This window comes from Olivibacter sp. SA151 (assembly GCF_054130995.1).
This window is the reverse complement of record NZ_CP096391.1, coordinates 3,523,615-3,540,392: the sequence shown is the minus strand read 5'-3', so window position 1 is coordinate 3,540,392 and position 16,778 is coordinate 3,523,615. Positions and strand designations below refer to the sequence as shown.

Annotated in this window: 9 protein-coding genes; 4 read left to right on the top strand and 5 right to left on the bottom strand. The window is 40.1% G+C overall.

What is annotated here, in order from left to right; genetic code table 11:
* Positions 1–8: 8 nt before the first annotated feature.
* The 3 genes from M1D52_RS14685 to M1D52_RS14675 form a co-directional block, all read right to left on the bottom strand.
* A complete protein-coding gene (locus M1D52_RS14685; RefSeq protein ID WP_437392877.1) occupies positions 9–3,092 on the bottom strand; it encodes a SusC/RagA family TonB-linked outer membrane protein in 3,084 nt (1,027 codons plus the stop codon).
* 371 nt (positions 3,093–3,463) lie between these two features.
* Positions 3,464–4,789: a RagB/SusD family nutrient uptake outer membrane protein gene (locus tag M1D52_RS14680; RefSeq protein ID WP_457941570.1), complete on the bottom strand. Its 1,326-nt coding sequence runs from the start codon at positions 4,787–4,789 to the stop codon at positions 3,464–3,466.
* Between the two features lie 28 nt (positions 4,790–4,817).
* Complete coding sequence (locus M1D52_RS14675) at positions 4,818–7,895, bottom strand: SusC/RagA family TonB-linked outer membrane protein (protein WP_437392875.1); 3,078 nt, start codon at positions 7,893–7,895, stop codon at positions 4,818–4,820.
* Positions 7,896–8,454: 559 nt separating this feature from the next.
* Here M1D52_RS14675 and M1D52_RS14670 point away from each other — a divergent pair.
* The 3 genes from M1D52_RS14670 (at position 8,455) to M1D52_RS14660 (ending at position 11,450) form a co-directional block, all read left to right on the top strand.
* Positions 8,455–9,198, top strand: a complete 744-nt coding sequence (locus M1D52_RS14670) for a DeoR/GlpR family DNA-binding transcription regulator (protein WP_130857841.1) — start codon at positions 8,455–8,457, stop codon at positions 9,196–9,198.
* Between the two features lie 152 nt (positions 9,199–9,350).
* Complete coding sequence (locus tag M1D52_RS14665) at positions 9,351–9,626, top strand: hypothetical protein (protein ID WP_013666531.1); 276 nt, start codon at positions 9,351–9,353, stop codon at positions 9,624–9,626.
* 204 nt (positions 9,627–9,830) lie between these two features.
* Positions 9,831–11,450 (top strand): S41 family peptidase, encoded by a 1,620-nt coding sequence (locus M1D52_RS14660; RefSeq protein ID WP_437392874.1) that lies wholly within the window; start codon positions 9,831–9,833, stop codon positions 11,448–11,450.
* A gap of 37 nt (positions 11,451–11,487) precedes the next feature.
* On the opposite strand, the gene M1D52_RS14655 is transcribed toward M1D52_RS14660, so the two are convergent.
* Positions 11,488–12,438, bottom strand: coding sequence for a M20/M25/M40 family metallo-hydrolase (locus M1D52_RS14655; RefSeq protein WP_377609142.1), 951 nt, complete (start codon positions 12,436–12,438; stop codon positions 11,488–11,490).
* A 191-nt stretch (positions 12,439–12,629) separates the two neighbouring features.
* Positions 12,630–16,175 (bottom strand): chromosome segregation protein SMC, encoded by a 3,546-nt coding sequence (gene smc / locus M1D52_RS14650; RefSeq protein WP_013666535.1) that lies wholly within the window; start codon positions 16,173–16,175, stop codon positions 12,630–12,632.
* A gap of 169 nt (positions 16,176–16,344) precedes the next feature.
* Here smc and M1D52_RS14645 point away from each other — a divergent pair, with 169 nt between their 5' ends.
* Entirely contained in the window at positions 16,345–16,761 is a 417-nt protein-coding gene (locus tag M1D52_RS14645) for a hypothetical protein (RefSeq protein WP_013666536.1), read from the top strand.
* Positions 16,762–16,778: the final 17 nt, after the last annotated feature.

Here is a 16,778-nt window from a genome sequence, read left to right as displayed (position 1 = left end):
TTTTGATTTTAAAATCTTACGTTCAAACCGAGTGCAAATCCCGCGGTGGCAGGAACTCCGGCATAATCAATTCCTACCGAGCCCGAGCCTACCACTCCTGCGCCTGCAGCGCTTGTTTCCGGGTCCATACCTGAATAATTGGTAAATAATAAGAGATTCGTTCCTGTAGCTGTAATTGTTGCACCTTTTATCCATGATGCTTTTTTCAAAAGGGTTGCAGGTAAAGAATATGCCAGCGCAATAGAGCGGAGACGAAGCCAGTTCACGTTTTCTATGAAAAAGGGTACGTTATTGGCATAAATGTCGCGGTAATATTTTTCGTTTGCAACAACTTCGCGCGTTACGGCTTCATATTGCCCGGTTTGCGGATTTAGCGATTGACCGGTAAAAGTGACCGTATTACCACGATTTTCGGTCAGTTTGCTCATGCCGTTTACTGTTAATAAGTACTCGGTAGCATTGTAAATATCCCCACCTTTACGGAAATCAAATAGGAAAGAGAAACTCCAGTTTCTGAAGGTAAAACTATTATTAAAACCTCCAATAAAATCGGGTTCACGATTGCCGATATATGTAGTGGTAGAATTACTAGTTAGTGGATATCCTGTGTTCCAGTCGAGTAATAGGTTGCCGTTAGCGTCTGTTTGCCATTTAGAACCACTTATCCCCATGAAATCACCATTTCCGAAAGAAGCCGCTTTGCCGTTTCCTACCTGTACATCAGTTACATATAAAATAGGTAGCGAACCGGGTAGTTCTTTTACAACACCATTGTTGTGTGAGAAGTTAATGGTAGCATCCCATTTGAAGTTTTCTCGCTTTATTGGTGTAGCGTTTAACGTGATTTCGATCCCCTTATTTTCTAAAATACCGGTATTCACTGAACTTAAGATATACCCGGTTGCATTACTCACACGCGGCGTTAAGATCTGATCAACACTTTTGTTTTTATAATACGTGAAGTCGAAGCCGAGTCGATCGCCCAGAAATCGTAAATCTGTCCCAAATTCGACCGACTTGGTTGTTTCTGGTTTTAACAAATCGTTTCCTCGAGACCAATAATTTCTATAACCACCTCCTATTGTTAATTCAGGTCCGAAGAGATACGTTGCGGTTTGATAAGCAGCAGCGTCTTTGCCCACTTGTGCATAAGAAGCACGTACTTTTCCAAAAGATAAAAAACGATTTTGTGGGAGTAACTCTGTGAAAACAAAGCTTCCACTTATAGCAGGATAAAAGAATGATCTGTTTTGTAAAGGAAGAGTTGATGACCAATCGTTCCTGCCTGTGAAGCCCAAATAAACCATATTCTTATAAGACAGCCTGAAATCACCATAAACACCAACCAATCGCTTTCGATTGATACTTTGAGTATAATATTTGTTTTCGTTGGAAGCGTTATTGATATCCACGAAGCTTGGAATTTCGAATTGTTCCGCTCTCCTTGAATTGGAGGTAAGCTTGGTGTCTTCTGTAGTCGTTCCTAAAACCAAACTCGCGTCCCAATTCTCAAAAAACGTTCTATGAAAATTCAACATTAAATTTGAGTTGATGTAATTATAAGCCCGATCTGTTTCCGACAGCATCCCGTCTTGCCAAGCAAGTTTTACACTAGATCCGGGAGCAATAAGGCTTCTAAAGTTAGTAGTGTAATTGTCAATCCCCAATCGATAAGTTGCGTCGAACCAGTCAGTGATTTTAACCTGTGTATAGGCAGTGGCAATAAGACGGTTGTTGCGGTCATTTTGTGGATTCTTATTGATAATCCAATATGGGTTGTCCGTGTTATCTTCAAGCTTCACGTCAGGAAGAAGCAATTTATTAGAGCCATCCGGATTTATCCAGTCTTTCATGTTGGCATTTAATGGCCATGATAGCACACTTTCCATATACCCACCACCACTGGATCCCCAAAGACCACTCCCCGTAAGCGTTTTCTGTGACTTACTTACGGCGTAAGAGGCGTTAATACCAAAAGTGAAAATGCCTAACTTTTGTTCGCCATTAAAACGTACGGTAGAACGCTTGAAGTTGGTAGTTGGAACAACCCCTGATTGGTCTAAATTAGAAGCGGAAAGAAAGAAATTTCCTTTAGCGCTGCCTCCGGAAACATTAAAGCTGTTATCATACGCTCTAGCCGTTTCGAAGAAATTGCCAAGATTATCATAGATTGTTTCACCGGTTGTAAACTTATCGCCCCAAGACAAGGCCGTTTGGTCTGAAAATTCACCGCTATAATACGAACCCTGTTTGTACAGTTTTTGCTGCTCGGGTAAACGATTAACCCAGTTCGTCATAAATCGTGAAGTGACGGAAGCGGTAGTAGAACCTTCTTGTCCTTTTTTTGTCGTGATGATGATGGCGCCTGCCGCAGCTCTTAATCCATACAGTGCCGCTGCGGCCGGACCTTTTAATACAGAGATAGATTCAATATCTTCCGGATTGATGTCCATTGCCCGATTACTATTTGTAGTTGAGATATTTACAGATCCATCAAATGCACTATTGTCTCCCTGTCCTGTCGAATTGTCCATAGGCATTCCATCAATAACAAATAATGGCTGATTATCCCGTTCTAGCGAAGTTCCGCCTCTTAATACAATGGATGAGGAAGCTCCGGGTGCTCCGCTTGAATTGGTGATATTTACACCGGCAATTTTACCGTTGAGTGAGTTTATGATGTTGGGATCTTTATTTTTAAGCAACTCTTCGGATTTGATGTCTTGTGCGGCATAACCTAAACTTCGGACTTCACGTTTGATTCCCATAGCCGTCACAACCACTTCATTAAGATCAGAACTGGTTGATTGTAGCGATATACTGATTACATTGCTTGTGCCTACTGCTGTCTCCTGTGCTTGGAAACCGATATAAGTGAAATGCAAAATTTGACCCAAACTTGTTTCAATACTATATAATCCTTCACTATTCGTTTGAGTTCTCGTGCTCGTACCTTTTACGCTCACAGTAACCCCTGGAAGTGGTTGCCCTTGAGAGTCCGTTACCTTTCCGGTAATGGTTTTTTGCTGCGCCAGTAGGTGGGCAGAAACAAAAAACAATCCCAGCATAAAGAGGAGTAGTTTTCTTTTCATGTTTTGATAATTAGTGGTCGATATATGGATTAATAATAATCTAGTTACCGGTAAATAGTGCACTTACGAAGCAAGTCCCAGCTTGCACGCTATATCTCTATTATTCCCTTACAGTTTATTGGTTTTATAAATGTTGCGGATGAAAGCCGTTTTCAGTACAAGAATATTGAGAATTTCTATGTAATGCAAATTTATGCGTTATTTTTTTTATTAGTTATATAAAAGCGCAAAAAAAGAACATGTATGATTCGGTTGTTTGCAAATAGCTACTACTTTATAAGTACTTTGTAAAGTAAAGCGGTATTTAATGCGTTGGGATGTATGGAATAGGTGACAAAAAATAAGGTGCCCATTACCATGGGCACTTTATTCTAAAATGCTGGGTCTGCGGGGGTATTAGCGTTGTTGTCCCGTTCAACAAACGGATAGGGAAAGAAGTTTCTTTTCATTTCTGTTTGTGGACGGTTAAACCTTCTCATATCTTCCAATTTTAAACCTGACATAAAAAGCTCGATACATCGATGCTTATAGATTAGTGTCAAGAGCTCTTCTTCACTATAAGGGCCTGTTAAGCCAGGCATCGCGGCGCCAAGCCCATAAACATCATCGTTTGGCTTTTTTGTGACCACCTTGTTTAGCTCTATCAAAGCTAAATCAAGCCTAGAAGTCCGGGCATAGGCTTCGGCCTTAATCAAAAGCATTTCGCCCGGTAAATAGACCGGTATTGGTGATTCATTGGTGAACCAAAATCCTTTAGTGCGTACAGCCGGCGGTGCGGGATTGGCGTTTTCAATATAAAATAATACGCGCTGATCGTTGGGATCTGGATAGAGAGCCTCCGGTAGCCCTAAATGTTCGTCCTTTGGTTGAAAGACATTGTTTGTGGACGTAGCAAATGTGTAAATCGGGTTCGGAGAAACATTGTCATAGGCAAATACCGACACCTTTTTTAGGTCCACCTGACTGGCCGCGCTCAATGCTTCTTCATAATCACCTATATACAATGAATAACGAGCTTTTAGTGCATAAAGTGTATTTTTTATATCGATACTCGCTGCGGGAATGTCCTGCAAAAAGGCATTACTGATCGAGTCCGTCTCTGTGAAAAGCAAGGCGCTATCAATACTGCTAATTGCCATTCTGTAACCTTCCATTCGGTCGACAAACGAAGCGTTGCGTCCCACAGTTGCCGGTACCTGTTCCCAATTCATCGCCAAGTCCCCCAATGAGAGGGCCTTCAAAACCGTTGTGTAAGCGATGATGCCACTAGCTCGATTTTTATCAGCTAGCTTTCTCGCGTTTTGTATGACGAGATTGGCATCATATATGATTTTATTACTGCTTGTCCATAGACCTGCAAGCACGGTGTTCGTTCCATCTACTGTAGAACCCCCGGTGCTTAACTGCAATTCAGGAATGTTTCCTTCATTTCTAAGTAAAAGTTCGTTTGTAACGAAGCCGTTAGCTGTTACTTTATTATAGATATTGCTTGTCCTTAGGTAACTGTAAGTACGTTGCAAGCCGATACTGATATCTGTTAAAGCTTGGGATGACGATAGGGCTTCTTCGTTTAATGCTCTCGAGGGATCGATATAATCTTTGGTACACGATGAGAGTGTGAAAATTAGCGCTAATCCATATCCATAATAGAAAAGACGCATGCATATGCTGTTGTTTTTTTTCATGTCGATATTCATACTGATTAAATACTGCTATTGATGGAGTTTATAATTTTACCTGTACACCTAACGTAAACGTTCGGGGGATCGGAATAGCTCCGAAATCGATGCCACGTAATATGGTGGATTGCCCACCGGCATTGACCTCTGGATCATAACCTTTGTATTTGTCAATAGAGAACAAGTTTCTACCGCTCGCACTAATAGTAAAATCCTTAAAAAACTTTACTTTACCCAAATTGTAGCTTAGTGAAATTTCTCTCAATTTGATGTAATTACCGTTGTCAATTCTCCATTCTTCGACTGCATAAACACCGGCTATATAACCTCTTGGTAGCTCACCCATTTGTTCCTGTTCTGCTATTTCGCCGCTGCCTACACCTTGTCTGGTTCGCCAATCAGCATTCCAGACATCTACACCCTGTACGGCATCAAATTGCATATGTAAGGATAGCTTCTTGTAGGTAAAATCGTTTACAAAAGTAAGTGTATAATCCGGGTTCGGATCACCTATAACTTTACGTAAAGGAGTGCCCATAGGTAAGCCGTTCGCGTCGCGTTGGGGCGTATATTCTGTTCCATTTTGGATGCCTCGTTCAATTAGCGGAATCCCTTTGTCGTTCAATAATAGACTGCCATCAGGATTTCTAGCGAAAAAGGTGCCGTAAAAGACACCGATAGGTTGACCGTCAATAATGGCTACAGGTGCTCCGGGGTTAGTGCTGAATAACCGTAGGCCGCCAACATCCAGTGCTTTGTTTCGGTTCCGGTTGTAAATGACAGAAGTATTCCATTCAAAGTTGGTGTTTTTAATGGGCGCGCCATTCAGTACCAATTCGATCCCTCGATTTTGTAAGGAACCAACATTATCGAGAAAACTTGAAAATCCGGTGGTCGGAGCTTCCACTCGGGATATTAATAAATCCGTCACCTTTTTGTTGTACCAGTTAAAGCTAGCACCCAATCGATTGTTAAAGAAGGATAGATCGGCACCTAATTCCAATTCAGCCTGACGCTCGGGTTTAATGTTCTCATTTGCGAGAGTGGCGCTCGAAAAGAGGGAAACCCTGCTTAAAAAAGTTTGAGAGGAATAGGCATTGTATCGGTCGTAGGCCCCAATGCCGGTTAGATTTCCTGATTGGCCGTAAGCCGCACGCAACTTGAATAAATTCCACCAATTGCTTAGCGATGTGTTTTTCCAATAATCTGCAGACGATAACACATAGCTGCCACTACCTTTTATGTATACTTGCCTGCGATTGTCCTCACCAAACACGGAAGATTCATCTACGCGGACGGCACCGGTTAAAAATAGATGATCTTTATATTTGAAATTTTGTTGAAAGTAAGCCCCGCTTACGGAGTATTCGCTTCTAATATCCATGCCGGGCAAAATTGTGCTGGCGGCGTTAACCGTTTCGATAAACGGTGCTAAACCTCGCCCATTAAGCATGTTATAGTTGGATTTTTCATATTGATAAGAAAAGCCCAATTGAGAAGTTGATGTTAGTACATCAGAAAGCGTGGCGTTATAAGTCGCATTAAGTTCTTGATTGATCAAAAAAGCTGAATTGCTAGCGACACTGGCATAGCCGTTCTGAGTTGGGTTCAAGTTGCTTCCACCTCCCCAATAATCGGGATTAACGTTGTATGTATACGGTGGTATATATGTTTTTCCATTTTGTCCGGTGTGGTCCACGCCTAGGGTGTAGTCGATCGAAAGACCTTCGACGGGCGTAAGTTTTAGGTTTAAATTGCCTAAAATGCGGTTCACTTCCTGACGTTGCTTAATGTCCTCAATAACTGAAACGGGATTTACTCGACCTCTTTCTCCAACCGACTTTAAGTTTCCATCAACATCTCTTGTGAATAGATCGTGGTAGTTGGCAATAATGTTGATAGAGTTCAAAGGGGAGTAAAACGAATTTCCATCTGGTTTTTCGTCCGCTCCACTATTTATATAGTTTAATCCTGCACTAAAGGAAATCCAATCGGCTAACTTTTGATCGATGTTAGTTCGCAGACTGAACCGTCTAAAGTTTGTGTTCTTAACAATGCCTTGGTTATTAAAGTAGGAGGCTGATACATAATATTTCGTGTCGTCTTTCCCACCGGCTACAGAAAGGTTGTTGTCGGTACCGCTTGCATTTCTGAAAATGTAGTCCTGATAATCATAACGGTTAACCGGAGAAGTGGTTATAAGTGCGGTATTCAGAACGTCTTGAGTTTCTGTATCGACGGATCCGCCAAATTTGACGGGTGACTGATTTACAGGGACTTTTTTTCGTAAGTTACTGTTGGAATAGCTGGAAGAAAAAGTCACCACGGGCTTACCTAGCGAACCTCTTTTGGTGAAGATTTGTACAACGCCTGCATTCGCTCTCGAACCATAGATTGCTGCAGCCGCAGCACCGTTCAGTACCTCGATTCGCTCAATATCGGCTGGGTTAATATCTACTAGTCGATTTTGACCGATCGTTCCGACAAAATTGCCGCCATCGTAACCGGTTTGCGTATTGGTTACACGGGTCGTATTATTATTGACAATAATACCATCAACAATATAAAGTGGTTCAGATGAGGAATTGACAGAGCTGATTCCTCTTAGTCGTACCGAGATTCCGCCTGCAGGGTCGCCGGAGTTCTGAGAAATCTGAGCGCCTGCCGTTTTTCCCTGCAGCGACGATAAGACATTTCCGCTTCTGCCCTTCGTAAGATCATCGCCTTTTACGGAACTGATGTAACTTCCCAATTGTTTTCGTGTCGTTCCCGCTGAGGTACCGGTGATAATGACTTCGTCTAGCCCAACAAGATCAGAAGATAAGCCGCAATTTAACAGGTTTTTGCCGGTTTTTAACGCTATTGTCTTTGTTTCACTCTTGTATCCTGTATAACTAAAAACAATAGATTGTTGACCGTTCAGATTGTCAACGTTCAAAGAATACTTACCTTCCGCATCCGTAGAAGTTCCTACAGTTGAATTTCTGATTTTGACAGAAACCCCTGCTAACGGTTGCTGGCTTGCTTCATCCACTACACGCCCAGCTATAACGGATTGCTGTGCATAAATGGCTTGGATGAAAAAAAGGTAGATAAAAAACAGTAATTTGATTGATTTGGTCATAAAATGAATCATTAAATGTTTGTGAATCGGTTGATTGGGATTGTTGCTTGCATAGTTATGTTCTTGAATTTTATCCCGCAGTTTATTAGGTGTTACTAGCTGTATTTAAGCTTATTGGATATACAAGTATAAGAAAAAAAAATAGTTATGCAATATTTTGCGTTTTTTTAATATTTATATGTATAAACATGCATTTAGGCTTTAGAGGTACCCGATTGCCATCATTGAGATCGAAGTGTTATTGGCATTCTATCTCAATGAAATGTGGAGGCGTTCTTTTTGGATATTTTGGGAATAAGGTGTCTGTCGACTGATAAGGATGCAAAATGGTACACTAAATGGAAAAAGATATCCTGCTCTCAGAAAATTAGCCTTCGGAGATCGAATTTTTTGACCGCTGAAACAGGAACGAAACCGATAGCTTGCTGCCGATAGCTGAATCTTACTACAAAATAGTTGGTTACTGTTTTAAATTGAAACCCTGCCGATTAATAACATTCCATTATTATTTTGTGATAAAAATATATATTTACAAGTCTTAAGGAAAAAATTAACCAACATGCTAAAAGAAGAAAGACAGGCTTTTATAATGCGCGAAGTAAACCTGCACAATAAGGTTCTATCATCCGACCTCAGCGTTCAACTGAATGTATCAGAGGATACCATAAGAAGAGACTTAAATGAATTGGCAGAAAATGGGAAAGTACTAAAAGTATATGGCGGAGCCCTATCTAAGTCCTTTCAGTATCCGTTTCAGGATAATGAGGTTTATGCGCGGGAGTCAAAAAAGACAATTGCTCAAAAAGCAATAACCCTTATTCAGGATGGCATGGCCGTACTGCTGGGAGGGGGGACTACGATGTTGGAACTAGCGAGAACATTACCCGAAAAAATGCAATGCACCTTTTTTACGATCAGCCCCCTCGTCGCTTTGGAGCTGGCAGAACGGTCCGGCGATGATGTGATATTAATAGGAGGTAAGCTAGCCAGAAGCACCAATGTAACGATTGGTTCTCAAGTGATTAATCAGCTATCGGAAATCAGGGTTGATCTTTGTTTATTGGGAACTAACAGCCTATCGGTTGAAGATGGTGTGACGGATTCGGATTGGGAAGTTGTTCAAATCAAGAAAGCGATGCTCCGCTGTTCACAAAAAACAGGTATTCTAAGCATTGCTGAAAAATTGAATTCAGTACAGAAAATGAAAGTCTGCAATGTGAATGCCATCGATTACTTAGTGACCGATTTGGATCCTAAACATGAAAGCTTAAGTCGATTTTCGCAAATAGTAAAGGTAATTTAGCTATTCTAATGTTACTTTAATCCATTTTTAATCCGTTTTAGGTAGTTTAGTGTAACAAAAGTCAATGTAACGTCTTTATTTCTCACATTTTTTGAACTTGTGCAGCCATTTGACTAATATTGTTATACCAAACCAAACTAAAACAAATTGCTATGAGTACCGTTATTGCAGAGTTAATCAATAAGGAGGATATTCGGAACTATAAAATAATCGATGCACCCGAGAGCCACGTAAGTGAATTGCGTTATAAATTGCAAAGTGCTGTAAGATTAGGAAATGAATTTAAATCGAAATCGGTCATTACTTTTAATACTACTAGTGGGCCAAAAAGAGTAGAAACTACCGTATGGATGTTAACTGATAGTTATTTGCAATTGAAAAACGGAATCATGATCCCACTCAGTAGCTTATTAGACCTCGATTATTAGTACGGTTAATAAATATATATAAGAAACAAATGGTCTTTCGGTTTGTTTCTTATATATCGCTACGCTAGCTAACCCGTGTTTTTTATATTCCTACCTTTATCACATAGTTTCTCAGTAAGATTGTCAATTAGTGTTAAAATTTTCTTCTTCGAAAAAAAAGAGAGAGACTTGTCGTATATTGCGACCAAATATTGGCGGTAGAAGATGGACACACACGTACTTCATAGATTTTTAGGGCTTTTTATCGGATTGTCATTATTTATAAGCGCCTGCAAAAAGGATAATCCGGATACAAATCAAGGTAATTCTACACAGACACCCACAGATGATCGCGTCGCGCTAACCAACGACTCTATTTTTCTGTATGCGAAGGAAATTTATTATTGGAATCAAAATTTGCCAACCTATGATGTTTTTAACCCAAGGCAATATACTTCCAATGCTGATAAATTAAAAAATTACGAAGCTAATTTGTTGTCAATAGCTCAATATTCCACGTCAAAATACGACATACTTACGGTCAACAATACAGACTATACAAAATTCTCTTATATCGAAGATGTATCAGGTAACAGTGGCGTCACCGCTGGTGTGAGAAACTTAACCAATAGTGTTAATTTAACAGGACAAGGAAACGATGTCGGTATTTATGATATTGCAGCCTATGGGAGTGATACGGATTTTAAAGTGTTCATCCGCGCTGTTTATCCCGGATCTCCTGCCGCCAGAAGTGGCTTGACTAGAGGCGCTTCTATCACTAAAATTGATGGAGAAACAATCGGGGATGATTGGGATCGTGATTATAGTTACATATCGCGGTTACTGGGTGATCCTTTTTCTATTCGCTTAGAGGGACAAAAACTGGGCGGTAGCTCTTATTCCATTTCATTGAGTAAGCAGACTTATAATAGTAGTCCCGTCTATAAAGACACGGTACTCACTATCAACAATAAAAACATAGGCTATGTTGCTTATGCTCGCTTTTCGGATGAGGAAAATTCCTTTGATGTTCTTGATAATATTTTTTCGGATTTTGCAACAAAGAATGTTGAAGACTTAGTCATCGACTTACGTTACAACGGAGGCGGTTATGTTGCTACTGCCGAACATTTGGCTAATCTAATAGCCCCTAGTGGTACAACGGGGGTTATGTTTGTTGAGTATTATAATCAATTGATGCAAGAAGGGAAAGCGACTATACTCAAAAATCAACGCGTACGTAATTCTAATGGAGAAATAATAGGGACAGATACCTATGCTAGTTACAGTTATAAGCCGGAAGCAACGGGCAACACTGTTAACTTTAAAAAAGCGGGAAATCTTAGTAACGTGAAAAATATTGTTTTTCTTGTTACTAACAATACTGCTTCCGCCAGTGAGTTATTGATTAATTCGCTGCGTGGTTTAAGCTCTTTAAATATAAAGCTGGTTGGAACAACAACTTATGGAAAGCCTGTAGGATTCTTCCCGGTCCGGCTAGAGAGTGTGTATGATCTATATCTGCCAAGTTTTTCTTCAAAGAATGCAAAGGGGGAAGGGGATTATTATAATGGCTTCAAACCAGGAACCGATATACCCGGAAAGGAAATGCTTGATAATCTTGGACAGGATTTAGATAGCTTTAGTGAGTATGACTTTGGGGATCCTAAAGAGCTTTACCTGGCAGAGGCTCTGAATCAATTGGGAGTAACTGCAAGCACGACTAGTAATGGTCCTTTAATGAATATTCGCTCCAAACAATCGAATAATACCGCTCAGAACCTGATGAAAAATAAACGTTCTAGTAAAGAATTTAAAGGTATGATAGAGACGCGTGTGAGATAAAATTGGAGGAGCTCTTTGTTCTAAATAAAATAGGCGTTTACATAACTTTATTTTTATCTATCTGAATCTGGCTTGAGAACTTATTATCAATATTTCGTATCACATTCAATATAGCATCTACCGCCTCTACATAAAATGTCGGATTAATGTTTTCATACGTATCGCTCGGTTGATGATAATCTTTATGATCTTCTACACCGAAATATAAGAAAGGGATATCTTTGGCGTTAAAAGCCCCTTGATCGCTTTGGTTAGTCCAATCGTCGTGCCCGGTGTTAGGATCGTCATGTCCTAGCAGAAGCTTTACTTTTACTTCATCCTTTATATCTTCTACATATCTCCTCAATTGAGGATATTTGTATGTACCGCAGACATATAGCTCGTTTTTATCATTATGCGAAATCATATCCATGTTGATATTGAGCTTTATTTGATCTAACCGAATAGGTGGGTTTTCAACAAAAGCCTTGGCCCCGCGTAAGCCCATTTCCTCTGCATCAAAGGCTGCAAACACAATCGTAAAATTGGGTTTATTTTCACTGAAATAAGCAGCGAACTGTAATAAGGCGGCTATACCCGATGCATTGTCGTCTGCGCCATTATAAATGGAATCACCTACTTTACCCAAATGGTCGTAATGTGCTGATATGACAAGAACCTCTTTCAGTTTGCCTGGAATATAACCTATTATATTTTTCCCGCTATAAGACGTCCCCTCTTTATCATCAAATTGAAAAGTTTGTATATAATCTTCACCTTGTGGGAAATGTTCCAAATCTAGGCTTTTAAATCGGTCGGCAATAAAAGCCGCCGCCTTTTCCGCACCTGCTGTCCCCGTTTTTCTGCCCTCATATTCGTCGGACGACAATACTTTTAGGTCTTTCAATACTTGTGAATCTTGTCGTTCTGCATTTTCTTTAACACTTGCACAGCAGCTAACACAAAAAAATAGTATCAAAAAGGAAAATCGATGAAGAATAGTAAGCATATTGATGCATGTTTTATTACAAACATACGAAATAGTTCTTAAGGGACACCCAAAGTATAAAAGGAAGGTTTATTTTAACTTCTTTCTCCGCGAAAGAAAAGAAGCAAAGAGCCGACCGTAGGGAGTTCATGAACACCTTTGAAAATAATGAAGTAGTGAATAATAAAATCGCCGCTTAAACTTAGTGCCTATCACACTTCTCGCATGTCCACTGCTACCACACGGGATACGCCTTGTTCCACCATGGTTACTCCATATATAATATCCGTACTGGCAATAGTCCGCTTGTTATGTGATACAATAATAAACTGCGACTGATTGGAGAATTTCCGGATAATATTATTGAACTTATCGATGTTCGTGTCATCCAAAGGAGCATCTACCTCGTCGAAAATGCAAAAAGGAGCTGGCTTGAGCAGATATAAGGAAAATAGAAGGGCCGTCGAGGTAAGCGTTTTTTCACCACCTGAAAGCTGGTTGATGGATAAAGGACGTTTCCCTTTTGGACGTGCCATAATTTCTATATCGGATTCAAGGGGTAAATCAGGATTACTCAACACTAAATCACAGGAATCTTCTTCATTAAATAAGGAGCGGAAGACGGTAATAAAATGTTCACGCACCTGGGTGAAAGACTCCATAAATTTATCACGAGCGGTATCATCTATTTCCTTAATGGTATCCAATAAAGATGTTTTAGCATCGAAGAGATCTTTACGCTCTTTTTGAATAAACGTATACCGCTCGTTCATCTCTTGATAGGCTTCCATAGCCATCGAGTTAATGGCGCCAAATTCTTCCAGCTGTTTTTTCAGTTTTTCGGTCCGATTCCTCAACTCTTCTTCGCTTTCAATATGATCGGGCAGCTCGTTATCCAGTAACTCGTTGATATCGATTTCAAATTCAACGGCCAATCGTTCCTTTAGTGCGTTCAAATCGAGCTTTAGACTGTTCTTCTTGTCTTTTAATTCGTTGGTTAGCAGCTCTATTTGATCTTTCCGTTTACGGAACCCCCCAATTTCTTCTTCTTTTTTATTGATATTGGCGCGCATGGTATAGTACTGCTGTTCCGCTTCTTGTAAGCCCTTTTCCAAAGCCTCTTTCTGCGCATACATGGCGATTAGATCCTCATCAGAATGATCCACATGCTGTAAAGTATCTTTAATGGCCTCCTTTACCGCTTCGTATTCCGTACTATATTGGGTAATACGCTTTTCTAGATTTTCATGCTGGCTCTCTCGGTATTCTAAATCTTTATTGATACCGGCAACTTTATTTTGTTGTTGATGGTAGCGTATATTTTCTTGATTATAGGCTGACGATATGGTGGTAAGTCGTTCTGAAATTTCATTAAAATTTTCCTGAAATGCAGTTAGCTCGTTTGCCTTATCTATTTTGCTCGCTGTTAAGGATGCCAAAGCCGGCTCTGCTTGTGCAAGTTCAGCTTGGATCGTGCGGATTTTTTCTTCGATATCCTGTTTTCTATTCTGGCTATTTTGTATGAAAGAGAGGTACTGCTCTTGCTTCGTTTTTACAGAGATTAATTCATTGCTCAGGCGGTTGAGTTGTAGCTTGGTCTCTTCAAGCTGACTTTTTTTGGTGTTTGCCTTCAGATCGTTCAATAAAGCCGTCTCATTAACAATATCCAATTGGATTTTTTCGAGATGCGCCGTGAGCTGCTTGATTTCCTTACTTAAGTTATCGAGGTTCTTCGCTCTACCGATACGCTTGCCCTCAAACAACCCTACCGATCCACCGTTCATCCCCAGTCGAAATTTTGCAAACTTACCGGTTTTGTGCAGGATGGTTAATTGCGTATCAGGTAACGGTGTCTCTAAATCGCTTTCATCTTCCGTTTTTAGAATATATACATCGTGTAATAGTAACTTGATCAGTGGAAGATAGCGCTCTTCTGTATCAACAACAGATAAAGCAGGGATAAACCGTTCATCTGATAGGAGGTCTAATCCATTGCGAATGTCCGGCTGTGTAATAGCTTCCAAAACGAAAAAGCCGGCACGACCGCGTGATGCGCTCCCTAATAATTTAATAGCTTTAACGGCCTCTTCACGTTCATTAACCACATAATGGTTCATTACAGGTTCGAGAAAGTTTTCAATAGCCACTCGATATTCTTCTTTACAGAAGAGCACATCAGATAGGAGTGGGTAAGGTTTTGCCCAGCCCGCATTCTTTCTTAAGAATCGGATCGACTCCGGAAAACCTTCCAAATTATCGACTAGTGATTTGGTTAGGTTGTACTCATTTTGTTTCGCATCTAATGTGCGGTTATCCTTTATTACGGCCTCTTTATAGGATTGGATAAGGACTTCTTTATTAGCTATTTGCTGTTGCAGCTCTTCTTCATAGGCTAATGTACCATCATATTCCTCCTGCAAAGCGTCAACACGTCCCTCTAGTTCATCAACTACCTTAGAAAATTCGTTTAGCTCACTTTCTTTAGCTTCTGTATCAACGATATTTCGTTCGCTTTCCTGGCTTAGCGCGTCTTTTTGGATGTGCAGAACGGCAATTTCTTTTTCTAATTTATAGATGTTGTTCTGAAGTTGATTGTTTTCATGTACAAAAGCATCTAGTTTAGTCTTGGCGGTTTGCTGTTGCCCCCTCAGCTCGTCCACTTCCTGTTTCTGTTCATCAAGTGAAATCTTGATTTCATCTAATTTTTGTTGCTCAAGTAGCTGCTCTTCGTTTAAACGCTTAATATTATAAAGAACGTGATTGATTTGCTGTCTGTCGTTGGCCAGCTCTTTACTCAAACGTTGCTCCTTATCGTTTAAGTTCTTTAGCTGTTCATTTTTGACCTTCTTTTCGCTTTCATAAGCTCTTATCTTGGAGGTGTACTCATTGGCCGCTTTTTGTTGAACCGAAAGATTTTTCTCTTCCACTAAGCTTTCCTGTTTGAGTTTTTGGAGTTCGGCCTCAAGTGTGTCCAATTGCGTGACAATAAGGTTCCGTTCGTCTTCTTGAGCACTGTGTTGTTCATCTAGGCGCTCAAGTGCTTCGCGAAAGTTACTGATCCTAAATGATGCCAACGATACGCTCAGTTCTTTATATTGGTCTTTGAGTTTATAATAGCGTTCTGCTTTTTTTGCCTGATTTTCTAAGGTTTTTAAGTTTTTTTCAATCTCAAAAAGGAGATCTTCTACACGACTTAGATCTGCTTCGGTGTCCTTTAGTTTATTAAGTGTTTGTTTTTTCCTAACCTTATATTTCGATATACCGGAAGCCTCTTCAAAAAGTGCCCTTCTGGAATTCTCTTTGTTGTTAATAATCTCATCGATCATTTTCAGTTCAATGATGGAGTAAGAGTCGTTTCCAATTCCGGTATCCAAAAACAAGTCAGTGATATCTTTTAATCGGCATTGTACATCATTTAAACGATATTCACTCTCGCCTGTCCGATATAATTTACGGGTAATGGTAACCTGAGAGAACTCTGTTGGAAGGATGTTTTTGGTATTGTCAAAAGAAAGTGAAACTTCAGCTAAATTAGCCGCTTTGCGCGTTTTAGTGCCATTGAAGATGATGTTTTCCATTTTTTCAGAACGGAGGTTCTTGGTGCGTTGTTCGCCCAGTACCCAACGAATCGCATCAACCACATTGGATTTTCCACAGCCGTTCGGACCGACAATTGCCGTAACACCTTCATTGAAATTGATAGTGATTTTATCGCCAAAGCTTTTAAATCCTTTAATCTCTAAACGCGTAAGTTGCATGTATTTTGTCCAAAATTTGAGGCTGCGAATTTAATGAATTGAACCAATTTATCTAATTTTCTGCTATCTTTTCTATTCGCTTTCGATTTTTTCTGTCTATTTAAGTGTTTTCGTCTACTTTCTTTCAAAGTGAAGAAAGTAGACGAAAATTATTTTCTATCTTTAATCCATGGAAACCATTCTACCCTTTATCATCGCTGCAATTGTTTTTGGCTATCAAATATATGCTAATTTCAAAAAAGAGCAGGAGAAGGCCAAAAAACGAAAACCGTCGCATCGTCCACAAGTAGATGAAACACCGTATAAACCATTGCAGCGTGAAATACTTCAACGTGAGCCACTGTCGGAGCCGGAGCTGATCCATCCCAAATCTGAAAAACACATCACTTTTGAGGATTACTCCGGGGTTTTAGAGGTAGAAGAAGTGAAAAGGGCGAAAGAAATTCATAAGAAACACGAACACGCATACAAGCGTTTGGAACCTTATAAAATAGATGCCGGCAGCGATGAAACCAATCCCTATGGGGATTTCGATTTAAGGGATGCCGTTATTAAATCCGCTATTTTGAATAGACCGAGGTATTAGTGACATACTAAAGGCAC

Bases quoted from the DNA above. Each gene is read 5' to 3' on its own strand.
- M1D52_RS14670 (WP_130857841.1), top strand. From the start codon at position 8,455: ATGCTAAAAGAAGAAAGACAGGCTTTTATAATGCGCGAAGTAAACCTG.
- M1D52_RS14675 (WP_437392875.1), bottom strand. From the start codon at position 7,895: ATGACCAAATCAATCAAATTACTGTTTTTTATCTACCTTTTTTTCATC.
- M1D52_RS14680 (WP_457941570.1), bottom strand. From the start codon at position 4,789: ATGAATATCGACATGAAAAAAAACAACAGCATATGCATGCGTCTTTTC.
- M1D52_RS14645 (WP_013666536.1), top strand. From the start codon at position 16,345: ATGGAAACCATTCTACCCTTTATCATCGCTGCAATTGTTTTTGGCTAT.
- M1D52_RS14655 (WP_377609142.1), bottom strand. From the start codon at position 12,438: ATGCTTACTATTCTTCATCGATTTTCCTTTTTGATACTATTTTTTTGT.
- smc (WP_013666535.1), bottom strand. From the start codon at position 16,175: ATGCAACTTACGCGTTTAGAGATTAAAGGATTTAAAAGCTTTGGCGAT.
- M1D52_RS14665 (WP_013666531.1), top strand. From the start codon at position 9,351: ATGAGTACCGTTATTGCAGAGTTAATCAATAAGGAGGATATTCGGAAC.
- M1D52_RS14685 (WP_437392877.1), bottom strand. From the start codon at position 3,092: ATGAAAAGAAAACTACTCCTCTTTATGCTGGGATTGTTTTTTGTTTCT.
- M1D52_RS14660 (WP_437392874.1), top strand. From the start codon at position 9,831: ATGGACACACACGTACTTCATAGATTTTTAGGGCTTTTTATCGGATTG.